The sequence below is a fragment of the Acidobacteriota bacterium genome (assembly GCA_016700075.1).
In the GTDB taxonomy this organism is placed as follows: domain Bacteria; phylum Acidobacteriota; class Blastocatellia; order Pyrinomonadales; family Pyrinomonadaceae; genus OLB17.
The window spans coordinates 2,049,396-2,070,263 of sequence record CP065000.1 but is presented as its reverse complement, the minus strand read 5'-3'; the positions used below and the strand labels follow the sequence as shown (position 1 = coordinate 2,070,263).

The window sequence follows — 20,868 nt, the reverse complement described above, 5'->3', positions numbered from 1 at the left end:
ATTCAAACACCCAATCCGACATTTGTGAAGTTTGAAGGTGACGGGCACGCTGGAGAACGGCGAATTGAAAAGGATATCCGTGGGCATTGAGCACTCGCTTGAAGTACTTTTCCGTGCTTTCACCTTGTTCACAGGATCGATCTTCAGGTTTAGACATCAATTCTCCGTACTAATCAACAGGCAAAACAATCGCAGAGATCTCAGGCGTTAGAATTCAGGCAGCAGGCGTTGGGCGACAACGGCGGGGTCGTCGGTGACGGCACGCTCGGCTTTCTTGAAAGTCTGAATATTCGGAGGCAGATCGGGCTGCGTGCCATTAAGGATCTCCTTGACGGTCAGGATCTGAATCTTCGGATAATCCTTGTTCCAGCCATGCGAATGGTAAAAGCCCGCCTCGGCAGCTTCCTTTTCCATGGGTTTGGTGGGCGGCTCGAGCGTAACAAATAGGCCGATTGCAGCTTTTTCGCGTTCGACCGTCCCGACGAGATCGCGAATCTGGGAGACATTCACGTCGCCGCCTTTGACCGAGACGATAACTCGTTTTGCCCTGCCCGAATTGTCGTCGGTAAAGACGATCATTCCGTCGATGCCGCCGTCTGCGCCTTTCTTTCCAACCTTTTTCCCGGCCTCAGAACCAAACGCCTTAGCACCGATGAGCGGAAGAACCCACCATTGGAAGCCGTATTTGTCTTTCTCGGCCAATTCCCTCGCCCCGCCGATGCTCGTTGGCTGACCGATGACCCTGTAATCTTTTCCGGCCGTCAAATTAAATGAATCCATGAGCCGGAGCTTTTGTAGTCCGACGGACAAATGCGTAATGTCGATTCCGATCCATTCGCGATTCAACTTCTGCGCCGCCGCGATGGTCGTCCCGCATCCACAAAAAGGATCAAGAACAACATCGCCCTCATTCGACGATGCAGAGATGATCCGTTCAATTAGTTCAAGTGGCTTTTGTGTCGGGTAACCCAGTCGTTCTTTTGCGGCCGGATTGATAATTGATATCTCCCACCAATCGGCCATTGGCGACCCTTCAGATTTATCTTCCAAGTTCGTCGCCAAGCGCCTCCCTTGTTCGTCAAACACGGCCTGTTGCTTTTGTCCTTTCCACCTTTTGAGGGTCCCTGGCGATAGCGGAGCAAATAAGGTGTTGAATGTATTCACCCTTCTGTCATGCTTGGAATAAAAAAGAATTACGTCGTGATTACTAACAAACTGGCTCTGAGCTACGGACCATTTGCGATAGCACCAAATAATCTCGTTCCGAAAATTTCGGCCGCCGAAGATCGTATCGAGAAGAATCTTTAGGTAATGGCTGGCGGTTGGGTCGCAGTGGAGATAGAGCGAGCCGGTTGGTTTTAGGACGCGATGAAGTTCTTTTAGGCGGATGGCCATCATCGTCAGATAGGCCATCATCTGGTTGGTGCCGATGAAGCCGCGAAAGGATTCGATCATGCGGCCGACCTGATCGGGTTCGTTTATCAGTTCGTTATAGGTCTGCTCGGCTTGCATATTCCAATGCCACGAGTCCTCGAAGGCGGTAATTTGAGACTGTGAGTCTGTGCCGCTCTCGTTCTTGAACAGGACGTTGTAATTGCGGTTGGAATTGAACGGCGGATCGAGGTAGATAAGGTCGATAGATCCGTCCGCGATGTAATCACGCAAAATGTCCAGATTGTCTCCGTAGTAGAGAGTGTTCATGTATTATCGTCGCTTTGCTTTTCTGTTTGCTGTTTGCCAATCATCGACGAGGTAATCGATGTAGCCAAGGATTCGATCCAGAAGATCTTGCGTATTCTTAATCTCCGATGTCCCACTCGTTCGTTGGATCCAGGTAATTACCTGTCCCTGAATCTCCGGATCGCGAAGCACCACAGCTTTTTCCTCGACCGAAACCGAGAACCAATATCCAAAGGAGCGGCCATCGTACGACTCGTCGTAACTCACAATAATGTTGATGATCGGGAGACCGGACGATCTCGGCGGGTACGGAGGCTTTAAGATGCCGATTCCACCGCTCTCCAATCTTGCGATTGCTTTTGATTCGACGCCCGCTCTCCTTAGTTTCCGCTCCAATCCTTCGCCGACATAGATCACTTCCAGCTTCGCATTTTCGATTCCGATCAAGGCAGACGCCTGCCGGCTTACAGCTGAATTCGGGGTCTGGCAAATGACAACAGCTGAAAGAACGAGCAGGAGGAACTTAAGTACTATTAGTCGTTTCAATTTCAAAACCTATGTATCACGAACTTAACGATTCCCCAAACCGCAAACGTGTCTTCGCGGCGAATCTCGCATTCCGGGTATTGATCGTTCGACGGGACGAGATAGAGGCCGCGGTGGTTTGTTCTTAGCCGCTTCACCGTGAACTCACCATTGATCTCAGCTATCACTACGTCGCCGGTGCAGGCATCCGGCCTACGGTGAACAACTAGAATATCGCCATCCGAAATACCGTCACCAATCATCGAGTCGCCAGAAACCTTAATATACGCGACAGCGTCGGATCCATGTCGGAGGTATTCGTCGATGTTGATCCACTCAGCGTGGTGTTCAGCCGGCTGCGGAGCTCCGGCGGCAACAGGGATCGGAAAAAATGGACAACGTTGATCTGAAGGAACGAAAGTGAGAGTTTGTATCGTCATAGTGTTTCGTGTCAATTAGCCTATTGTGTTAGCCCGTTTTACGGGTCTTTTCGTCGTCAGCATTCCCAACTTCCAATGGCACAACGAGCCGAGACGTCTGATTGCTGATCTCTTCTTTAATGATTCTGCGAAATATATCACGAACTTTCTGCGCGTCAATATTGGATTCGTCGTCTAGCAATCTCAAGACGGTTGAGCGGATTTCGGCATGAAAAGCTGAGATGAAATCTTCAGGCTCGGCGTCGAGAAACGGGTCACCTTCACCGGTTAGGAGCCAATGAAGATTACAATTTGTGGATTTTGTGATTTTACCCAACAGGTCAACGTCTGGCACTCGGCCGCCGACATAATTCGAGACAGCCGACTCTGAGACGCCTAATTCACGGGCTATCTGAATGTTTTTAGCTCCCCGAAAGGCAGTCTTAAGTCTTTCTCCAAAACTCAGCATCAAAAGAAAACTTGCCAAACTGTCAAAATTTCACTTGACATCGCCCCAATACGTGGATCTTCTCAATTCTACGTGAATCTGTTCACGCAAAAAGCAAGTGAATTCTAGCACATGAAGCCCCAGGAAATCAGAGCAGAGATGATTAGAAAAGGTATCGGCAGAGATGCGATTGCAAAGGAAGCAAACTGCACTCAGCCCGAAATCTCCATGTGTATCAGCGGTGCGCGGATATATCCACATATCAGACGGGTGATAGCGAGACACCTCGGGAAACCGGTTGATAGGGTCTTTGGACGACATCATCCTAATCCTAAGCAGCATCGGAAATTTCGATGGCGTAAGGCCGCATGAATTCTAGCGCGTCGGGTGGGCCGACGCTATTGAAAAAACTGGAGGGAAATTCAAATGGCAGCAGATCTGAAATTAGTAGATGACAAACCGGAATGTCCGAGCCCGATCGCGTTGACGTTCGAGGCGGAGATCAAGCGGATCGCCGCAGAAAAAGGACTTGAGATAGGCAAGGTGATGGAAAAGCTATCGGGTTTCACCGGGATCAGCACGACCCACCTGTACAACTATCGAACCGGCAAGACGCCGATACCGGCTGATCTGATACCGGTGCTGTGCAAACAGTTTCATTCGCGAGCTCTCGCGATGACGCTGATCGCAATGTGCGACGAGACTCCGGAGGATGATCACGACGGACTGGAACTAACCCAGTTCTGCTCGAGATCAACACGCGAGATGCTGTCTTTCAGCGAGGAATTTCTGGCCGCATTTGACGACGGCAAGATCGACGGGCACGAGGAGATCAAGCTGCGAAACTCGCACGCGAAGATCATAAGAAACGCGAACAGAAAACTGGAACTGGTGGTATCGGCCCGGCGTCGATCGCGAGGAAGAGAGACGGCATCGACGGCAGCATGAGGGGATCAAATGAATAAACAAAGACGAAAACATCTGGTGTATTTGCTGGAAAAACTTGAAGAAGCCCAGGTTCAACTTAGTGCCTTGGCGGAGGAAGAACGGGACTATTTTGACAATATGCCGGAGGGCATTCAGACAAGCGAGAAAGGTGAAAAGGCAGACGATATTGCTACTCAACTTGAGGACATCGCGGCATACATTGAGGAGCAAATCAATGAGCTTCAATGCGTTATCAATGAGGCTTAAATCTCTCAAATTGAGAGATGAGAGGACGTGAAGCCCAATGTTTCATTGAAAAGCCGTCTCTCATTTGAGAGACGAGAAGAGAGAAAATGGCAAAGACGGCACTTCAGAAATCACTCGAGCGATCGACGGCCGATCGCGATCTATCACAGCAGTTGCTAGGTGCGTCGAAGTACGCAACGGCGCTTCATCGGCAGACGGGTTCCGATCTCCTACGATTTCTGATCACTGTTCGTGACGACAAACGGTACCTGGACTACGACTGCCAGAATTTTGACGAGTTCCTCGACTCAGTTCATTCACCGATCTCAAGACCGACTTTCTACCGCCAGCTCGAGCTTTTCAAGCTCGAAGGCGACAAATACGACCTGATGAGCGAGTGGCGGATCCCGGTGTACATGCGAAAGCTGCTCTCGGCCGGTGACGTCACCGTCGATGGCGACGAAGCGGTCATTGGCGATCAGAGGATCAGCCTGAACGGCGGCGGAGTTGGAGTGAAGGAGTTGGTCGAACGGCTGGTCAAGGACAAGATCGCGTCCGAGAATTCAAACGCCAAACTCGAGGGGTACAAGGCGAAGTACGATGAGCTGAAGGCAAAGGTCGATGCGGCAGCGGAAAAACCAGAGTATGTAGTCGCTTATATGAACGCAGTCGAGGCACTGCTGGTCCTTATCGCCGAGGTCAACGTTCTGCCGGGAGAAGTAAAGGCGAACAGAGCCGCGGGGGATCTGTCTCACATCGGCGAATTGATGGATCAACTCTCACGAGCATACGGCAAAGGCGGCAGCACCAGACAGCCGGCGCCAGCAATGTTTGTAAGCCTAGACGGTGACAATTTCTAGGAAAAGGAGCAGCGAATCATGTCAAACATAACTGTCTATTTTCTGAGTCTATTGGGCGTGATCATCGGTTGTCTCGGCGTCGGGATGATCATCGGTTTCGCATTGCGAAAACCGCAGTCGGCGAGATGGTCGACAGGTTCTTTGAATGGGACGAGGACGATGCGCGGAATTGAGCGGCGGCGATTACGGCCGGAGCGGACGAGGATCTACAACTGCGACGTTTGCGGAATGGTGATCCTGCACGAGCTCCCGACGGGTTTGAAAGGTCAATTTCGGCACCTGAGATGTGCTGAAAGCGAGCAGGTAAAACGAGAGAAATGATCTGGCTGACGATCGAACAACTGAAACTGATCGGTGTTTCGCGGGGGATGCTTGCCCGGCGGCGTGATCAGTGGACGTGGCGATCAACAGGCCATCGCGGCAGGAATGGGAAGCCGATCCAGGAATGCCTGCTTGAATCGCTGCCGGTCGAGTTTCAGAAACGATGGCTCGACGCAGAGGCAGCCGCAAACGGATATTTGACAAACGAACCAGATGAGCCGGCGATCTTAGCTCCCGCCGGCCATGGCCTCGGTGCCAATGAGGCAATGGCAGCCGCCGAGGCCAGATTGACGCAGGCGTTGCTGCGATATGAGCCAGACTACCGACTGTCCTTTCTGGCTGAAGCACAACGCCTGGCGTCAATCGTGGAGCGATACAACGCGATCACTCCAAAGCGCGAGCGGAACGGGCACGGAAAATTTGATTACGTCTCAGCGATCTACGCGTTGGCGTCAGAGACAGCGTGCTCTGATGCCGCGGTGCTAAAGATAGAACCGTCGCGGGCCAAGGCACGATCCCCGCATACGCTCGAGGCATGGTCAAAGGAGTTCAAACGAGATGGCCTAGCGGCCTTTCTGCGAAAGCCGGTCGAAGCTCAAAAGCAGAATGACGGACGACGGGTCGTCATCAGCGCCGAGGCGGTCGAGTGGTTGAACGCAAATTGGCGTAAGAAGCCGAGCCCGAGGCACCTGCATCGAGATCTCGAAAAACTCGCGACGAAGCATGGATGGAGCATTCCGTCCTACGGCTGGATCTGGCGGCGATACAAGGACCTGCCGAAGATCGTTTCCACCATCACATTCGAAGGGCAAAAAGCATATACAGGCAAGCTCGCCCCGTACGTTCCACGCGACGTTCGGGACATTGACGCCCTGCAGATCCTCGTCGGCGATCACTCGGTACGCGATGTCACGGTGATGCTGCCGACGGGCGAACTGACACGACCATGGCTGACCGTTTGGCAGGACCTTAGGACCGGGTTGATCTGGGGCTGGCATCTGGATCTAACACCGTCGTCGGTCACGATCGGGCTGGCGTACGCCAACGGATGCAAAAACTTTGGAGCACAGCCGCTCTCGCAGCCTGACCGCGACTATCACAGCTACCTCTACACCGATCAGGGAAAGGACTATCGCTGCAAGACAATCACCGGCCAGACGCTCGAGTTCAAAAGGGCGGCAGCGATCGAGGGCGGCATTAACGTTCTCGCGACGCAACGCCGAGTCGGACTGATCGACGAACTAGGGCTAAAACACCTGATGGCTCGCGGGTATAACGCCCGAGAAAAATTCGTCGAGCGAACGTTCAAGGACCTGTCCGCATGGGAGCGGAACACATTTGAGAATGAATACTGCGGTTCCGGCAAGGGACATAAACCAGAGCGATGGCAGAGAGCATGGCATCGACATGAGCGACTCGTAAAGAGGATCGGGATGCACACAGAATGGCTGCAGTCAGAATCGCCATTCATGATGCTGGACGACTACCGCGAAGCTCTCGCCGGCTGGATCAACGAGTACAACCATTCGGCCCACACGCGATCGGTGCTCGGCGGAGCCACGGTCGTGCCGATCATGGAATATGAGCGGCTTTACCGTACGCGGTACGAGATATCGGACGACGCACTCGCTCTACTGTTGATGAAGGCCGCCAGACGAAAGATCGGAAAAAACGGGATCCAGTTCTTTCAACCGCACTGGTATTTCCTTAATCCGGCGATGAAGGAATTCGCGGGGCAAGAGATCGAGATCCGATACGCCGACGGCGACTGGGAACGCGTCTGGGCCGTGTTGCCGGACGGCCAGGTCGTCGAGGCAGAGGCGGTCGGAAACTCGGGTGTGTTGAACAAAAACAAAAAGACGATGGGGCTGATCGCGAAGCAGCGGGCCCACGAGCAGAAGGTCGCTCGGGAATTTCATTTTATACAAAGCTCCAACTTTCGCGGCGAAACGGCTGAGGATAGGCTGGCGGCTCAACTCGTGGCCGATATCCCGGACAAGCCAGTCGACAGCAATCGCCAGCGCATGGCGGTCAATGCCTCGCCTAAAGTGATCAATCTGACACGGTTCGACAAGCCAAAGTCGTCTCGGTCAGCGACGTCGGTAACAGCAGACCAGGTCGAAGCCGCAAACGTGATCGAAGGGATGTTCCGCAGGTCAGGATCGTCACCGCCGATCAAGGAGGAGTGGGAAGACGAATGATGAATCAGCATACATCTCAACACCATCGACGACCGGCCACGGTCGAGTCCATGAGGTGCTTCGTCTGCACCCAATTTGCCCGGATCCACTATGTCGGAGCGCATCGAGGAGAAAGGTTTGGTGTCTGCCTGCCATGTACGATGAGGTACCAGAACCCGGTCGGACAGGCGGAGAAATACGGGCGGCGGTACCGGTTCGTCGAAAAGTGCGAGATACCGCATCCGGACACATTGACGATCAACGAGGGATCAACGGTGTTCAAGCCATGGCACCCATATCACGAGATATACAAGATCTGCCTGCTCGTGAAAGAGCGGATGGAAATCCAAGGGAAGGAGGTGGAATGGAAGGTGGACGATCAAACAAAGAAGATATTAAAGCTACCAGCACAGGTGGCGGCGATAGTTGCCCGAACCTATACAGTCTGCGGTGACGACGCCAAGCTCGACGACAACGAAGCCTTGGTCCGGATCCGCGATCTACTGGAATCGATCGACCCGGCGATCATCGACCGGAACAAAAAGAAAAGGCTTCCCTGACCTGAGAAGCAGAGAAGCCACTTACGGTCGGCACGTCTATTTCAAACGCAGCGAACCATGTCAACTACGTTTATAGCCGTGCCGACCACATCAAGTCAATTAGAAAAATAGAGGGAAATTTACAATGGCAGCAGACGATTTCAAATTAGACAGTGGCGTGAAGGCCGTTGGCGACGAAGAGCTTCGTCAATGGCTGGCCGAGTATGTCGAGGGACACCCGAATCTTACAACGTCAGAACTCTCACGGTCGGACCATATCGGGATGTCAAAGACAGCTCTCGATGCGTATATAGGGGGGACATACTTCCTTCAAAAGTCCGCAGGGGGGCACGGTGTGGATCCAAAAAACTCAAAGCTCGAATCAAAGCTCCGAGCATACCGTGATCGCGTCGAGGGCACCGTCCGGCATGGGTACAAAAACTCATTTATAGAAACGCGAAGCTGGCAGCAGTTTCGTCACGCGTGCAAGACAGCGATCGAGGAGAGCGTGATTGTCGTTGTTTGGGCAAAGCCCGGCGTTGGCAAGTCCAGATGTATGCTCGAATTCTCTAACGAGTCGATGAAGACGAGGCCGATCGACATACTTTGTTCGGCCAATATTACCACTCGGTACTTCGTTCAAAAAATCGCCCGAGAACTTGGGTTAAACGACTGGCATCCGACCGCCAAGCTGGAAGACATGATCTCGGAGAAGCTGAAGCGGAATCCGAGGCCGTTATTTGTAGACCAGGCGAACTATCTCAACGAGAAGGCACTCGGTACGATCTGCTATGTCTGGGAACGGGCTCGGATCCCGATCGTGCTGATCGGCACAAAGGACCTTTTCGAACTATTCACACGGTCGAGCATGACGGAGGACGTCCGGGTGCAGCTTTCCAGCCGCGTCGCAATGCACTATCCGCTTATGGAGCTGTCGATCGAAGAGGTGAAAACGATCGTGGTCCACGTTCTGGGCGAGAGGGCAACGCCATCCGTGATAGGACACATTCATCAATCGACCGGCGGAAATCACCGGCATTTGGACATGATAATGCCGCGGCTGGTGCAAATGATCGAGCGGAACGAGGAGGGACTGAACAACGGAGCGGTCTCGATGGAACAACTGATCGACAAGGCGGCGAGCCGCCTGATGGTCGGCTAAGAAGGAGGGAAGTAAGGATATGTATAGATGCGAAAGTTGCAAACACTATCAGGCCGCAATCAGTGGCAGAGATTTTCAATCGGGCTTCTGCCTGAGCCCGCAGCAGCCGCGGACGGCGATCATGAACGCGCGCGAGATCTGCGACCGCGAAGGCGACGGCCGGTTCGTTTTCTACGAGCCGAAGGAGCCCGCGTCGGGAGCCGAGTTTGTTCAGATCACGCGTGACGAGCCGGATCTGGCGATGAGGGCTATAGCATGATGTTCGGGAACCGGATCAATAAGGACTCGATGCCGGAGGTCCTGCAGATGAAGATCGTCTGCGGCGACTGTGCGGGCGAGGGCTTATTGCCGATCCATACCAACCTGACGACCGACGGCAGATGTGCTGAGTGCGGCGGTCGCAGCTTTGAATTTGCCTCCCTCGTCGGGACCGCACTCGCACGTTACCTGAGAAATAACGGAGATAGAAACCATGTCAGACACAAAAATACAACCAACGGAGAGCCAGCGGAAGACTCTCGCGATTTTGAGGCAGAACTTCGACTTGTCGGACAGCGACATTGAACGCTGCCTTTTCTTTAGCCGGGATCAGGAGATCCCGTTCATACCGACGGAGATCCTGATCAGGATCGCACGCTCGACCGGAGACTTTGCTTCGATCGAGCCGGATTATTCCACCTACGTTCACGCGCTTGAGCAGCTGGTTTACAAAGGAACAGTAGTTGATCGCGATGGACGGTCGATCACCAGGATAGGCGTCGCCACACTTGGCGAGAAGCCAGGTGGATATGAGATAGACACGCATAAGTTGGCAGAGAGCCGCGCACTTGGTTCGGCACTTTCAGATGCAGGATTCAACCCGTTGAAACCTCGGTCGGTCGTGAAGTTTGAGAAACCGATGACGCCCCCGAATGCAACGCCTGAGGAGCTATACGCAACCGCCGAGGCGTTGAGCGATGCAGAGAAACGGCGTAGGGATCTGTCGCGGATCCACGTTCTCGCGCGTGACTGCGGCTTGCTGAAAAAGCTCGACGCGGGCGGCTGGGATACGTCAGATTACCGGAAATGGCTACAGGAGAATTTTGGAAGCAGAACCGCCTCGATACTCGACGAGACGACGAGGGCACAGGTGATCAACAAACTCAGCCTTTATCCGGATGACGAGGTGTTCTTTGAGTCTTTGGCCGCATAGGAGCAGATCAATGGGAATGATAGATCCTGAACTTCCGTTTTCGACGATCGAAGAAGAGGTTATCGAGCCGCTTCGAGGCGTTGAGTTGACGGACACAGAGCTATTCGTAGCGGGGTTGATACTGAACGCCACCACGTCGAAGCCGATCAAAATGGCGGAGATCATCGACAGGGCGTACGTCGATCGCGACGTAAAGCTGACATCGCGGCAGGTCAGGATCATCGTTCGCAGCCTCCGTCGCGTTCACGGCTTTCCGATCTGCACCCGCAAGGGCCATCCGGCAGGCTACTGGTGGGGCAGATCGGAAGCCGAACTCGAGGAATTCGTGAATGTTTGGAAAGCGCAGTATCTCGATGAGATCACCACGCTCCATACGATGATCAAGATCAATTACCCGAGGCTGGCCGGGCAACTAAAGCTGGCGTTGGAGGAGTAATGCCAGCAACACGAAAAAAGACATTCAATCGAGGAAAAGCGATCGCTGCGGTCCAGATCTGTTGGAAGCAGATATCGCCAGACGGGGATCGCGACGAACGACTTGCGTGGATCTCCGAGTTTCTCGACCGTGAGGTTTTTTCGCTCAAGGATCTTACTGACGAGCAACTCGGAGCGGTCGCGGGCGAAATGAAACGGTTGACCGGTCAGACGGCCGCAGCGAGATCGAAACCGGCAAGGCCAGTAACGAGCGTCTCGGGCAATGTCGTCGCCGGAAACTTCGGCCGTGGCGAAACGAGACCTGACCGGTCACAAGACGATCGCGAATCCCAGACGGTCTTTCTGGCGAGCGATGAACAGGTCTATACGCTCGATAAGCTCGACGCATACATCGGTTGGCCGTCTGATGATCGCGCCAAGTTCCTAACAAAACGGTTCAAGACCACGAATTTCCGACGGCTGACATTCAAACAGGCAACTTCGGCCACGAACATGCTGCTGCACATTGCAGCGCACAAGGATCTCAAGCGACGCAGTGGTGCGGACCAGCCGGTGAGCCGAACAGAGATCAACAAGTACATTCCAAAATTGAAATCAATACTCTCGATAGATAGATAGACAGGTGAGGAAAAGATGAACAGCAGCGAAATTAAAGAATTGATCAGCGAGATCAGTTTTATGGATTACGACCTTATTGTCGTCGACGCCCCTCGAATGTATCTGCAGGGGCAATACTACGAGCCGGACGTTGTGACCGGTGAGATTAAATTGCAAAAAACGCGGAAGTGGATGCTTTCGGAACATATGACGAAATCTGAGATCGTGCAGACCGCATTCAAACTGGCTCTGACGTCGATGGAGCACCGCACGCGGGAGCATTTCCTATACAGTGGCGAACGGGTATACTCGCCGCACTACGATGTAGACGCATTGGTCGAGCTATGTCGGGCAGGAGCTTTCGATGAGCGGGAGGACTGGTATGAGGAGGACAATCCCACGACATCTGGTTAAGATGCCGGGCGAAACCAGGCCAAGCCTAACGCCGCTCTGGTGGCGAGGTTGAATATTCAAACGTGCCGGTGCGGAGCAAAACTTCGCCCGGAGCGGAAGAGTGACTTTTTTGGTCACTGCTCTTGGGATTGCCTTCAGAGATTCGTTCACGAAACCGATAACGAAAGAAGCCAAAGCAAAGGGGCACGCGGGGCCGCCTCGATATTTGGAGCGAAAGGGATACTGTGATGCCAACCCTAGATGAGTTGCGATCACAACGCGATGCATTCAGGCGGCTTCGACTGAAACACGAGGCGCGGCCGACTCATATCCTCGCAGCCAATGGCAGGACCTGTGGGACATGTCGACACGCAACACGGATCAGTTACGGCAAGTCGTTCTACAAATGCGAGCTCGCACGCGATAAATGGACGCACGGCCCAGGAACGGACATCCGGCTAAAAGACCCTGCATGTTCGTTTTATGTGGAAAACGACGCAGGTGTAGCAGCCAGCCGGAAAAATCGAAATTGAAAGCATTGGACGTAATTGAAAGCCTATCTAAAAATCACAAGAGAGGTCAATAGAGTGCCTGGAAGCGAAAATGACGGAGATCTGAAGGACGTGCGGTGCCCGACATGCAGGGCATTGGTTTTTAAGATGACCGAGGACTCGTCGGGTAGGATTGAGATCGTTTGCAGAAAATGTCGTCGACGCAACGTTTTACACTTGCACGGCGAAGCGAAAAGGTCTATGATTCCCTCAATCGGCACATCAAGTGCCTACAACAAGAGACGCTGAGACGTCCTTAATCAAGTTAGAGGCTCTGTGAAGCCCATGATCCGAACGGATCGTGGGCTTCTTTTCATTTATGCCAAGAGACGGCTTCAACAATCAGTGGATCGAGATATCGAGGGCCGGCCGGTTCCGCGATGCGAACGGCGTCGAGCGGAACCTGACGCGAGATATGTTCGACCAGGTGATTGCCAATTTCGAACACTCCACCAGCCCGATCGTCGTAGGTCACCCCGAAAACGATACCGCACCGGCGTACGGCTGGGCATCGGAACTCAGGCTGAACGGCGACTCGCTCGAGGCCCGGTTCTCGGACACAGATCCCAATTTTGAGCAGCTCGTCGCCGCCGGCCGTTTCAAAAAGCGATCGGCCAGTTTCTATCTCGAACCACCGAGGTTGCGACACGTCGGATTTCTAGGAGCCACACCTCCGGCCATAAAAGGCCTGCGAGACATACAGTTTGCAGAAGGCGAATCCTTCGCCGTCGAATCAACGATCAATTTTAAGGAGACAGATATGGGACTCAAAGATGAGGACATCGACCAGCTGCCGGAGAGCTTCTGGGCGAAATTCAAAACGAAGCTCGGCCTCGGTACTGCCGACCTGAGCGAAGGCAAACAGCCAGCCGCCGCGGCGCCGCCGGCGAATTTCAGCGAAGCCGAGCTGAAGGGCCTGATAGCGGAAGCGATCACATCGGTAACGGCCGAGTTCAAGCAGCAGGTCGAGGCACTCGAGCAGGCCAACACGGAATTGCGATCGCGGGTCAATGACACGGTCGCGGGCTCGGCGAAAGCTGAGATCGCGTCATTCGTCGAATCAATCCCGGCCGAGAAAGGAAAGCACTTCCTCAAAAGGATCGGGATCGCCGATTTCCTCGAGCGGCTCGCTCAGGACGACGCTTCGGACGAGAATTCGCCCCAGGCGATCTCGTTCAGCGAGGGTGACGGCGACGACAAAGAGACGCATGAGTTCTCGCGACTCGGCTTTGCAAAAGAGCTGATCAACGCTCTGCCGAACCACGTCGAATTTGGAGAGAAGTTTGGCGGCCTCACAGCCGTCAAGGATCCGGATCCGCTGATCAACAGCGATCGGGTCAAGGAGATGAAAGCGGCGGCCGGAGTCGCGGACGGAGGTGAAAAATAATGCCAAGTACGCAGATCGAAAATTACGGAGCCAAGGCTCCTCTTGAAAAAACACGCCCGGACCTCGCGGTCCTCACGGGCGTGACGGCAAAGGATACGCACTCAGTAGGCCGCGGCGACGTGATCGGTGTGATCACGGCGAGCGGCCTGGTGCGACGACGAACGCGAGCCGCGGTAACCGGCACTGCTTTCGCAACAAACTCGCCGACCGGTACGGTCGATGACGTGACAGTGTTTAAGGTGGGCGATGTGATCAAAAATGCTGCCGGCGCAACCGTCGGCACGATCGATGCGATCAACACCGGAACCAACACGATCACTCTTACCGGCAACGCGGCGGTCGCGGTTTCGACCGGAGCCAACGTCTTCGGATCAGATGGGTCGCAGGTCGCGGCCGGCATCGCGGACGAGGGATCGAACGGCACGGGCGACACGCCGATCGCGGTGTTCATCGCCGGGCTGTTAGATGAATCGCTGATCCTGCGGCTCGACGCCACAGCGAAAACCGAACTCGGCGGAGCAACCGTCGCCGGTGGCATTTTCAAATTCTAGGAGGCTTTTGAACAAGTAATGTTGACACTCACTTTTCCAACCAACGCCGAGCTCAATGAGGTTGTTCAGGCCTTTCAGGACGATCCGAGCCAGCATATCGGGGCAGGAATTCTGCCTATAAACACATCGATGGCGCAAAAGGTGCGCTGGGATGAACGTGATCACGATCGCGGACTGACCGCTCCGCACGTAATGGGTACGGATCCGAAAACAGACACTCGCCAGGGTCACAAGACTTACGAGTATGAACCGATCCCATTCAAGGAGACGGATCTGCTCAAAGAAAGCGAGATTCTGCGATCACGCGAGCTCGGCACCCTTGCCGGCACACTGGATCTGTCGAGCGAGATCGCACGAATCGCACGCGATCGTTTTAACAAAACGATGGCGAGGATCGAGAAGCTCCGCTGGGATACTCTCAAAGGTGCGATCGCGATAGACGAGAACGGCGTCAAGGTCAACGAGACGTTTGCGGTCCAAACGCACTCGCCGCTCGTTGATTGGGACACGTTGGCAACCGCAAAGCCGCTTGCGGATTTCAATGCCCTCAAACTGAAATTCCGTAAGACCGGTGCGACGGCTGCCGGTGCGAAAGCCTACATGAATCAGGTCACGGCGAACTGGCTGCTCGAGAACCAAAACGCAGCTGATCTGAAAGGGTTTCAAAATCAGAACTTCGCTCACCTTCCGTATTCGGTCGAGGAGATGAACAAGATCCTGGCAGTCCGCGGACTGCCGGAGATCGTCGTTTATGATGGCGGGTATGTCAACGAAAACGACACATTCGTTCCGTTCCTCGCCGACGCTGAGGTGATCGTAATCGGCAAACGCCCGGCCGGTCAGAACGTCGGGGATTTCATGTCAACGCCGTCGCTTCACAATAGTGCAAATGGTCAACCGGCTCCGGGCTATTTCTCGATCATCGAGGTGAACGGACAGCCTAGCGAGGCGGTCGGAAGCGTGTCGATGGGTCAACTAGGATCGGCGAAGAATCCAAAGGTCGAGATCACCGGCGGCATCTACGGCGGGACGCGGCTGCTCTATCCGAAGTCGGTGATCAAATTCTTGGTCTCATAAGGAGAGTGCGATGGCAAAAAAGAAGATCGCGACGCCGGCGGACGGCGGCATAACCGCAGAGGCAGACGTTGCCGGCGAAAAGCTCAATGCGGATCCGACCCAGGTTGAAACGGTGGCCGAGCCAACTGTAAATGGTTTGGCACCGCCTGGGGAAAATCAATCGGAGGCACCGAACGGTAAATCCAATGAGAAGACAAAGCGCGTCCGCGTAATATGCGACGGCACGCTAGGCCCGAAGCTGCTGGAAAAAGGTGACATCACGGATGACCCGGACTATGTGGCACTGCTCGAGATCAAGGGCCAGAAAAAGGTGGAGGCCGTTAAGTAGATGGCCTACATCGGTATCGATGATCTGTTGGACGAACTGGGCGAGAACACTCTCGTCCAGCTCACCGACGACGAGGGAACGGGAGAGATCAATGAAACGCGCGTTCTAAGGGCGATCGAATACGCCTCTGGTATGTTCGACTCCTACGCGCGCTCCCGTTATGCACTGCCGGTCGCATCGACACCGCTAGTCAAAGCAACGAACCTCGACCTAGCTGTCTTTCATTTATACAAGTCGCGATCTGATCTCCCCGAGGGAGTTTACGTCGTCAAGAAGAACGCTCACGACGAGGCGATCAAAACATTGAAAGATATTGGCTGCGGTAAGGCGGCATTAGACGTGGCCGCGATCGACGAGACGCCGACGAACCCGGACAACAAGGATCAGATACTGACAAACGCATCATCGACGAGGTTCACTGATGAGCGATTGAGGTCATATTGAATGGCTGTTCAAACCGAAAAAGACATCCGCGATATGGTCGACGAGTGGGGCCGCTTGCAGAAGCTGATGGCTCCGATCGCGGAGGGATCCGAAGCTCTCGAGAAGCAGATCAAGTCTTGGCTAAACAAGACGAAACGTACCGTCACGATCACCGGCGACATTGCGATTGCGAGGCGTTTCCAAGAAAAGAAGTTCGGATCTCGTAAGGTCGACCTCCACTCATTTATGGAAGTGACCGCCGATCTGGATCCAGCCGATCGCGACGAGTGTCTAAAAGTTGAGATCAAGAAAGCTGAGCAGCTGCTCGGCGAAGACACGTTGAACAAGATCGCGGAGCGGCCGACGAGCAAGAAATTTGTAACCGAACTGGAATTGAAGGAAAAACCCACCAACACGGTGGCTGCAGACTTTCCGCTGGAAGAGAGATAGCAGCCAATACAGATGAAGGGCGGTAGTTGCCGCTGGATGCAAACACCGCCCTTCCCATGGCTTTTAAGATGAACGGAATCGAAGGCATCGATAGAGCATTCAAACGGATCTCGCGGATCTCGCAGAACATTTCGCGAGATGCCGAGAAGCCGCTGAAAGCGTCAGGTGTCTACATGCTCGGTTCGATCGAGCGAAACTTCAAAGCATCGGGCCGTCCGACGAAATGGAAGGCACTCAGCGAAAAGACGCTGGCTCGCCGCAAGAAAGGTAAAGGCCGCGGTGGTTCGAAAATTCTGATCGATACGGCTCAAATGAAAAATTCGATGGCGGTCAAGGTGAGAACAACCGAGGTCCAAATCGGCACAAACGCGATCCAGGCGAAACGCCAGCATTTTGGATATCCGGGCGGTGCGGGCCGCGGTCGATCGAAAACGCCAGCGAGGCCGTTCGTGATGATCCAGGACGAGGACCACGATGCAATAGCAAAGATCTTCAGCCGGCACATCCGGCGGTGACGGACATGGATCCAGGCGATTTTGAATTCTTTGCAGGCGGGATCGAGGACGGGATCTTAGAAATCTTAAGACCCGCAATGACGCCACAGCCACTTGGTGTCAGAAATTTGACAACCTATTCAGGCGAACTCGACGCGGACAACCTGAAAAAGGCGATCGCATCGCTGCCGTCGGTCTTTCCAATGGTGATGGTGTCGTATGCCGACGGTGAGGACTCGCTCTTTGCCAAGTCGTCTCCGATTCTAGGGCGGCCGCGAGTTTACCGGCACGAGTGCACATTCGTCGTGATCTGCGCGGACAACAACCCGCACGGTGAGCGGGCAAGACGCCGGTCGAAGGTCTATTCGATGATCGCTGCCGTGAGACGAGAGCTGACCGATCGTCGTTTGAAAACGATCGTCGATGACGACGAAGTGCTTTTGACAACCGAACCTCTGACGCCGGTTGCAAACGAGTACGTGATGCGAATGCCGAATATCACCGCCTATGCGGTGGTGTTCCAAACGGCATTCAATTGGGAATCAGAGGATCGGACGGCTGATGGGGTCGATGTGACCGACCTGCTGGTCGGGGTTGACAGTTTGAATGAAGCGACGACGAACGCAGGCGATCTGCCCGGCGTCGAGGTAAGCGTAGGAGAGCCATGATGATAGAGATCAAAAATGTTTCGAACAACCCGCTCGTGTTGTCTGACGGAAAGCTGCTTGCGGCCGGTGAGAGCCGGAAGTTCAGGAGTGCCAGCGATCGCGAACGGTCGTTCGCGGCTCGCGGATGGCTGGAAATAATCGCCCTAAAACCTGACGAAAAAACGGTGGAGACAAAGCCGGAGAACGGAGGAAAAAAATGAGTTTAGTAATCGAATCAACAAAGCCCGGTGTAACAGCCGTTGTGAACCAGGGGCAGGTTGCCCGCCCGTTTACTCGACAGCCGAGCTCGACGGCATTCGCGATCGGATTCGCACCGTGGGGACCCGTCGGCGTACGCAAGCTGGTCACGTCGTGGTCTGAATTTCTGCGGACGTATGGCGGCTTTCACGCCCTCGGCTGGATCGCCGAGCTTGCCTATGTCTATTTCAACCTTTTCGGCGGCAAGCAGATGATGCTCGTCCGTGCGGCAGGATCGAGTGCGGTTGTTTCGACGGTCACGCGAAACAACCGAGCAGGCACGCCGGCGGCCACGTTCAAGTTTGACGCGAAATATCCGTCATCGACGGTCGATATATCGGTCACGGTTGTAGACACGTCGGATACCGACCGCTGCGATATCTCGATATCGAGTGACGCTCTAGGGATCGTTGAAACGTATAAGGGAGCGGATCTGCGTGACAACTCAGAGCGAACCGCGATCAACTCGGCGTCGAGATTGGTCAATATTTCGCTTGTGGCGGAAACTGTGTCGGGGCCGACCGGAAGACCGGCAGCGGGGACGTTCGCACTGACGGGCGGCACGGACGATACGAGCGATTATGATCTCGAAGATTTGGCTGATTATCTAAGTCAATTTGCCGATGAGAATCTCGGCGGCGGCCAGGTGCTGATCCCCGGTCAGTATGATCCGGCGAACGTTGCGGCTCTGACCGCACACGCCGAGCAGTACAATCGCCTGGCGATACTCGACCACGAATTGGCAGCGGATTATCAGGACGTCGCCGCCGACATGAACGACACACCGTCGAGCCACGCGGCCGCATATTTCCCGTGGGTGGAGATGCCGCCAATGGCCGGACAGGATCGAAAGTTCTTTCCGCCGTCGATCTTTGCGGCCGGTGTTTGTGCAAGGGTGGACCGCACGATCGGCACGCACAAGGCACCGGCGAACATCAAAGTGCCGAACGCGATCGACGTTGAGAGGAACGTGGACGGCACTTCGGTGATCAATGACGGTGTCCGCGAATTTCTCAACGGCAAGAACATAAATGTGATCGCTCCGGTCGAGGGCGAGGGCATCAAGATTTATGGTGCCCGCGTGTTGGCTGAGGCCGGCGAGACGCGTATCAAATTCGTCCACGAGCGACGAATGCTAAACCTGATCTATTACACGGCCAAGATCGGCTATCGCTGGGCGGTTTTTGCCGTTGTTGACGGAGCCGGACGGCTGTTCCGAGATCTACGTGCGTCGGGGCAGAATTTCCTGCGGTCGCTCTGGCAGTCCGGCGGGCTTTACGGCCGGACCGAGGAAGAGGCGTTCATCGTCGTCGCGGATGAGACAAACAATCCGCCGGAAGATCTCGCAGAGGGCCGCGTCCACGTTCAGATCGGCGTCAAGCTCTCGCCAACCGCCGAGCAAATATTCGTCAACATCGACAATGTCCCGCTCGGTCAGGATCTGAACATACTCACAGGAGGTGATGCGTAATGGCAAGAGGAACACACTCAGGACATTTTTTGGTTGAAATGGACGGTGTCTCGGTGATCGAGGCTACGGAGGTCACAGGACTCAAAAAGGTGCACGAGCCCGTCGAGATTAAAACGGGAAACCGTGCGATGCCGACATACGCTCGCGGCAAGTCGAAGGCCGAGCCGATCACTCTAAAACACGCATTTGCCCTCAACCGATCCGGCCGCGAGATCTTTCAGTATTTCAACGCGTACTGCGCAGGACTGCTGACAGAGAAGCGATCGTTTCGTGTCATCCAACTCAACGAGGACGGATTCTCGACGCACGGCGTTTATGAACTGATCGACTGCGTGCCGAAAGAGTTCGCGATCGAGGGTAACAAGGCAGACGGCAGCGACGCAGCGTACTATACGGTCGTGCTGCAGCCGACGGATATGTTCATCGACACGGACGGTTAAACAGGCCGACGATGCAGCAGGGGATTGATCTTCGGTCGAGGCGTTACCTCCGCTAACACCGAATGAGCACCGTGGACGCCGATCTGCTGCCGGCGGCCCACGGTGCTTTTTTAGCTCAAGGCAATCACTATGGAACACACAATTCAACTGCCATTCGGATACGAGGATAAGAAAGGTGTGATACATCGAGATGTCATTTTCTCACAGCGTTTGACCGCTGGGGATTTCATGCTCCTTGATACTGATCCGCAGGCCACGAACCCGACACAATACGGTGACCTCGTCCGTCGAAAAATGATCACGAGGTTTGGCGATCTTCGTTTACCGGTAGATCTCTCTGTGCTGCTGTCGTTGAACTCGATCGACCGAGAGGAACTCCAAATCGGAGCGGATGAGTTCATTCGCACGAGCCGCGGGAAAGCAGTTTCCGAATTCATGCCGGACAACAGAGTCAAGTTGTACTTCGGGTTCGAGATCGACGGTACGCGATACCCGGTCGTAGAGATCGGACGAATGACCACAGGCCGTGATGAAGTCGAGGCTGACAGACTTAGCTCGCGGGGCATTACTCGAGAGTGTTTCTTGCTAGGGCAGATGATCACTCGCATCACCACGGCTGATAGCGAGGCGACCGTTGAAGGACCGATCAAACTGGAATTATTCAACCAACTCGATGCAGAGGATCTCAACCTGTTAAGGATCGGTGCCCGTTTGGCGGAGGCCACGTTTCGATTCAGAGGAAGAACGGTTTCGGGCGAGCGGGATGGCGAGGGCGGTATTGGTAATGATGCGCGAGACGGGCATGAGCGAGGCGGAGATCCTGAACCTTCCGCGGCGACGGCTGGATAGTTATCTAAAGTTAATGAA

Annotated in this window: 29 protein-coding genes; 25 read left to right on the top strand and 4 right to left on the bottom strand. The window is 54.4% G+C overall.

Going from position 1 to position 20,868, the window contains the following annotated elements; all coding sequences use genetic code 11:
- Nucleotides 1-207: 207 nt before the first annotated feature.
- Genes IPM50_09345 through IPM50_09330 form a run of 4 tightly spaced genes read right to left on the bottom strand, consistent with a single transcriptional unit; the run spans nucleotide 208 to nucleotide 3,111 of the window.
- Nucleotides 208-1,701 carry a restriction endonuclease gene (locus IPM50_09345; GenBank protein QQS31885.1) on the bottom strand — a complete coding sequence of 498 codons (1,494 nt, stop codon included), beginning with the start codon at nucleotides 1,699-1,701 and terminating at the stop codon, nucleotides 208-210.
- Nucleotides 1,702-1,704: 3 nt separating this feature from the next.
- Nucleotides 1,705-2,226 carry a hypothetical protein gene (locus IPM50_09340; GenBank protein QQS31884.1) on the bottom strand — a complete coding sequence of 174 codons (522 nt, stop codon included), beginning with the start codon at nucleotides 2,224-2,226 and terminating at the stop codon, nucleotides 1,705-1,707.
- 2 nt (nucleotides 2,227-2,228) lie between these two features.
- Complete coding sequence (locus IPM50_09335; protein ID QQS31883.1) at nucleotides 2,229-2,645, bottom strand: LexA family transcriptional regulator; 417 nt, start codon at nucleotides 2,643-2,645, stop codon at nucleotides 2,229-2,231.
- Between the two features lie 28 nt (nucleotides 2,646-2,673).
- On the bottom strand, nucleotides 2,674-3,111 hold the full coding sequence (locus IPM50_09330; GenBank protein QQS31882.1) for a helix-turn-helix domain-containing protein: 438 nt from the start codon (nucleotides 3,109-3,111) through the stop codon (nucleotides 2,674-2,676).
- Nucleotides 3,112-3,498: 387 nt separating this feature from the next.
- Between IPM50_09330 and IPM50_09325 the strand changes: the two genes are divergently transcribed.
- The 25 genes from IPM50_09325 (at nucleotide 3,499) to IPM50_09205 (ending at nucleotide 20,850) form a co-directional block, all read left to right on the top strand.
- The gene (locus IPM50_09325) at nucleotides 3,499-4,020 is read left to right on the top strand and encodes a hypothetical protein (GenBank protein ID QQS31881.1); all 522 of its coding nucleotides are present in this window, start codon (nucleotides 3,499-3,501) and stop codon (nucleotides 4,018-4,020) included.
- Between the two features lie 9 nt (nucleotides 4,021-4,029).
- Complete coding sequence (locus IPM50_09320) at nucleotides 4,030-4,266, top strand: hypothetical protein (GenBank protein ID QQS31880.1); 237 nt, start codon at nucleotides 4,030-4,032, stop codon at nucleotides 4,264-4,266.
- Between the two features lie 86 nt (nucleotides 4,267-4,352).
- The gene (locus IPM50_09315) at nucleotides 4,353-5,105 is read left to right on the top strand and encodes a hypothetical protein (GenBank protein ID QQS31879.1); all 753 of its coding nucleotides are present in this window, start codon (nucleotides 4,353-4,355) and stop codon (nucleotides 5,103-5,105) included.
- An 18-nt stretch (nucleotides 5,106-5,123) separates the two neighbouring features.
- Entirely contained in the window at nucleotides 5,124-5,426 is a 303-nt protein-coding gene (locus IPM50_09310) for a hypothetical protein (GenBank protein QQS31878.1), read from the top strand.
- Nucleotides 5,423-7,627, top strand: coding sequence for a Mu transposase C-terminal domain-containing protein (locus tag IPM50_09305; GenBank protein ID QQS31877.1), 2,205 nt, complete (start codon nucleotides 5,423-5,425; stop codon nucleotides 7,625-7,627). The genes IPM50_09310 and IPM50_09305 overlap by 4 nt, the downstream gene beginning before the upstream one ends.
- Before the next feature lie 140 nt (nucleotides 7,628-7,767).
- Nucleotides 7,768-8,166, top strand: coding sequence for a hypothetical protein (locus IPM50_09300; GenBank protein QQS31876.1), 399 nt, complete (start codon nucleotides 7,768-7,770; stop codon nucleotides 8,164-8,166).
- Between the two features lie 124 nt (nucleotides 8,167-8,290).
- Nucleotides 8,291-9,307: an AAA family ATPase gene (locus IPM50_09295; GenBank protein ID QQS31875.1), complete on the top strand. Its 1,017-nt coding sequence runs from the start codon at nucleotides 8,291-8,293 to the stop codon at nucleotides 9,305-9,307.
- Between the two features lie 19 nt (nucleotides 9,308-9,326).
- Nucleotides 9,327-9,566 carry a hypothetical protein gene (locus tag IPM50_09290; protein QQS31874.1) on the top strand — a complete coding sequence of 80 codons (240 nt, stop codon included), beginning with the start codon at nucleotides 9,327-9,329 and terminating at the stop codon, nucleotides 9,564-9,566.
- Nucleotides 9,563-9,871 carry a hypothetical protein gene (locus IPM50_09285; GenBank protein QQS31873.1) on the top strand — a complete coding sequence of 103 codons (309 nt, stop codon included), beginning with the start codon at nucleotides 9,563-9,565 and terminating at the stop codon, nucleotides 9,869-9,871. Before IPM50_09290 ends, IPM50_09285 begins: the two co-directional genes overlap by 4 nt.
- Nucleotides 9,834-10,499: a hypothetical protein gene (locus IPM50_09280; GenBank protein ID QQS31872.1), complete on the top strand. Its 666-nt coding sequence runs from the start codon at nucleotides 9,834-9,836 to the stop codon at nucleotides 10,497-10,499. The genes IPM50_09285 and IPM50_09280 overlap by 38 nt, the downstream gene beginning before the upstream one ends.
- Nucleotides 10,500-10,509: 10 nt before the next feature.
- On the top strand, nucleotides 10,510-10,935 hold the full coding sequence (locus tag IPM50_09275; GenBank protein QQS31871.1) for a hypothetical protein: 426 nt from the start codon (nucleotides 10,510-10,512) through the stop codon (nucleotides 10,933-10,935).
- Nucleotides 10,935-11,552 carry a hypothetical protein gene (locus tag IPM50_09270; GenBank protein QQS31870.1) on the top strand — a complete coding sequence of 206 codons (618 nt, stop codon included), beginning with the start codon at nucleotides 10,935-10,937 and terminating at the stop codon, nucleotides 11,550-11,552. The genes IPM50_09275 and IPM50_09270 overlap by 1 nt, the downstream gene beginning before the upstream one ends.
- Nucleotides 11,553-11,567: 15 nt before the next feature.
- The gene (locus IPM50_09265) at nucleotides 11,568-11,945 is read left to right on the top strand and encodes a hypothetical protein (protein ID QQS31869.1); all 378 of its coding nucleotides are present in this window, start codon (nucleotides 11,568-11,570) and stop codon (nucleotides 11,943-11,945) included.
- Nucleotides 11,946-12,794: 849 nt separating this feature from the next.
- On the top strand, nucleotides 12,795-13,862 hold the full coding sequence (locus tag IPM50_09260; GenBank protein ID QQS31868.1) for a hypothetical protein: 1,068 nt from the start codon (nucleotides 12,795-12,797) through the stop codon (nucleotides 13,860-13,862).
- Nucleotides 13,862-14,413, top strand: a complete 552-nt coding sequence (locus IPM50_09255; GenBank protein QQS31867.1) for a hypothetical protein — start codon at nucleotides 13,862-13,864, stop codon at nucleotides 14,411-14,413. The genes IPM50_09260 and IPM50_09255 overlap by 1 nt, the downstream gene beginning before the upstream one ends.
- A gap of 18 nt (nucleotides 14,414-14,431) precedes the next feature.
- Nucleotides 14,432-15,490 carry a major capsid protein gene (locus IPM50_09250; protein ID QQS31866.1) on the top strand — a complete coding sequence of 353 codons (1,059 nt, stop codon included), beginning with the start codon at nucleotides 14,432-14,434 and terminating at the stop codon, nucleotides 15,488-15,490.
- 10 nt (nucleotides 15,491-15,500) lie between these two features.
- Nucleotides 15,501-15,818: a hypothetical protein gene (locus IPM50_09245; GenBank protein QQS31865.1), complete on the top strand. Its 318-nt coding sequence runs from the start codon at nucleotides 15,501-15,503 to the stop codon at nucleotides 15,816-15,818.
- Nucleotides 15,819-16,262 carry a DUF1320 domain-containing protein gene (locus IPM50_09240; GenBank protein QQS31864.1) on the top strand — a complete coding sequence of 148 codons (444 nt, stop codon included), beginning with the start codon at nucleotides 15,819-15,821 and terminating at the stop codon, nucleotides 16,260-16,262.
- Complete coding sequence (locus IPM50_09235; GenBank protein ID QQS31863.1) at nucleotides 16,263-16,691, top strand: hypothetical protein; 429 nt, start codon at nucleotides 16,263-16,265, stop codon at nucleotides 16,689-16,691.
- 68 nt (nucleotides 16,692-16,759) lie between these two features.
- Nucleotides 16,760-17,206, top strand: coding sequence for a phage virion morphogenesis protein (locus IPM50_09230; GenBank protein ID QQS31862.1), 447 nt, complete (start codon nucleotides 16,760-16,762; stop codon nucleotides 17,204-17,206).
- Nucleotides 17,207-17,211: 5 nt separating this feature from the next.
- Complete coding sequence (locus IPM50_09225) at nucleotides 17,212-17,853, top strand: DUF1834 family protein (protein ID QQS31861.1); 642 nt, start codon at nucleotides 17,212-17,214, stop codon at nucleotides 17,851-17,853.
- A complete protein-coding gene (locus IPM50_09220) occupies nucleotides 17,853-18,053 on the top strand; it encodes a hypothetical protein (protein ID QQS31860.1) in 201 nt (66 codons plus the stop codon). The genes IPM50_09225 and IPM50_09220 overlap by 1 nt, the downstream gene beginning before the upstream one ends.
- Complete coding sequence (locus IPM50_09215; GenBank protein ID QQS31859.1) at nucleotides 18,050-19,561, top strand: phage tail sheath family protein; 1,512 nt, start codon at nucleotides 18,050-18,052, stop codon at nucleotides 19,559-19,561. Before IPM50_09220 ends, IPM50_09215 begins: the two co-directional genes overlap by 4 nt.
- On the top strand, nucleotides 19,561-20,001 hold the full coding sequence (locus IPM50_09210; protein QQS31858.1) for a phage tail protein: 441 nt from the start codon (nucleotides 19,561-19,563) through the stop codon (nucleotides 19,999-20,001). Before IPM50_09215 ends, IPM50_09210 begins: the two co-directional genes overlap by 1 nt.
- 129 nt (nucleotides 20,002-20,130) lie before the next feature.
- Nucleotides 20,131-20,850, top strand: coding sequence for a hypothetical protein (locus IPM50_09205; GenBank protein QQS31857.1), 720 nt, complete (start codon nucleotides 20,131-20,133; stop codon nucleotides 20,848-20,850).
- The last annotated feature ends 18 nt before the right edge of the window (nucleotides 20,851-20,868 follow it).

Excerpts from the sequence above, each read along its gene's own strand:
- IPM50_09335 (QQS31883.1), bottom strand. The coding sequence starts at position 2,645 with ATGACGATACAAACTCTCACTTTCGTTCCTTCAGATCAACGTTGTCCA.
- IPM50_09250 (QQS31866.1), top strand. The coding sequence starts at position 14,432 with ATGTTGACACTCACTTTTCCAACCAACGCCGAGCTCAATGAGGTTGTT.
- IPM50_09205 (QQS31857.1), top strand. The coding sequence starts at position 20,131 with ATGGAACACACAATTCAACTGCCATTCGGATACGAGGATAAGAAAGGT.
- IPM50_09265 (QQS31869.1), top strand. The coding sequence starts at position 11,568 with ATGAACAGCAGCGAAATTAAAGAATTGATCAGCGAGATCAGTTTTATG.
- IPM50_09215 (QQS31859.1), top strand. The coding sequence starts at position 18,050 with ATGAGTTTAGTAATCGAATCAACAAAGCCCGGTGTAACAGCCGTTGTG.
- IPM50_09320 (QQS31880.1), top strand. The coding sequence starts at position 4,030 with ATGAATAAACAAAGACGAAAACATCTGGTGTATTTGCTGGAAAAACTT.
- IPM50_09345 (QQS31885.1), bottom strand. The coding sequence starts at position 1,701 with ATGAACACTCTCTACTACGGAGACAATCTGGACATTTTGCGTGATTAC.
- IPM50_09240 (QQS31864.1), top strand. The coding sequence starts at position 15,819 with ATGGCCTACATCGGTATCGATGATCTGTTGGACGAACTGGGCGAGAAC.
- IPM50_09210 (QQS31858.1), top strand. The coding sequence starts at position 19,561 with ATGGCAAGAGGAACACACTCAGGACATTTTTTGGTTGAAATGGACGGT.
- IPM50_09325 (QQS31881.1), top strand. The coding sequence starts at position 3,499 with ATGGCAGCAGATCTGAAATTAGTAGATGACAAACCGGAATGTCCGAGC.
- IPM50_09235 (QQS31863.1), top strand. The coding sequence starts at position 16,263 with ATGGCTGTTCAAACCGAAAAAGACATCCGCGATATGGTCGACGAGTGG.
- IPM50_09260 (QQS31868.1), top strand. The coding sequence starts at position 12,795 with ATGCCAAGAGACGGCTTCAACAATCAGTGGATCGAGATATCGAGGGCC.
- IPM50_09305 (QQS31877.1), top strand. The coding sequence starts at position 5,423 with ATGATCTGGCTGACGATCGAACAACTGAAACTGATCGGTGTTTCGCGG.
- IPM50_09285 (QQS31873.1), top strand. The coding sequence starts at position 9,563 with ATGATGTTCGGGAACCGGATCAATAAGGACTCGATGCCGGAGGTCCTG.
- IPM50_09255 (QQS31867.1), top strand. The coding sequence starts at position 13,862 with ATGCCAAGTACGCAGATCGAAAATTACGGAGCCAAGGCTCCTCTTGAA.
- IPM50_09295 (QQS31875.1), top strand. The coding sequence starts at position 8,291 with ATGGCAGCAGACGATTTCAAATTAGACAGTGGCGTGAAGGCCGTTGGC.
- IPM50_09270 (QQS31870.1), top strand. The coding sequence starts at position 10,935 with ATGCCAGCAACACGAAAAAAGACATTCAATCGAGGAAAAGCGATCGCT.
- IPM50_09230 (QQS31862.1), top strand. The coding sequence starts at position 16,760 with ATGAACGGAATCGAAGGCATCGATAGAGCATTCAAACGGATCTCGCGG.
- IPM50_09245 (QQS31865.1), top strand. The coding sequence starts at position 15,501 with ATGGCAAAAAAGAAGATCGCGACGCCGGCGGACGGCGGCATAACCGCA.
- IPM50_09275 (QQS31871.1), top strand. The coding sequence starts at position 10,510 with ATGGGAATGATAGATCCTGAACTTCCGTTTTCGACGATCGAAGAAGAG.
- IPM50_09315 (QQS31879.1), top strand. The coding sequence starts at position 4,353 with ATGGCAAAGACGGCACTTCAGAAATCACTCGAGCGATCGACGGCCGAT.
- IPM50_09290 (QQS31874.1), top strand. The coding sequence starts at position 9,327 with ATGTATAGATGCGAAAGTTGCAAACACTATCAGGCCGCAATCAGTGGC.
- IPM50_09300 (QQS31876.1), top strand. The coding sequence starts at position 7,768 with ATGAGGTACCAGAACCCGGTCGGACAGGCGGAGAAATACGGGCGGCGG.
- IPM50_09310 (QQS31878.1), top strand. The coding sequence starts at position 5,124 with ATGTCAAACATAACTGTCTATTTTCTGAGTCTATTGGGCGTGATCATC.
- IPM50_09225 (QQS31861.1), top strand. The coding sequence starts at position 17,212 with ATGGATCCAGGCGATTTTGAATTCTTTGCAGGCGGGATCGAGGACGGG.
- IPM50_09220 (QQS31860.1), top strand. The coding sequence starts at position 17,853 with ATGATAGAGATCAAAAATGTTTCGAACAACCCGCTCGTGTTGTCTGAC.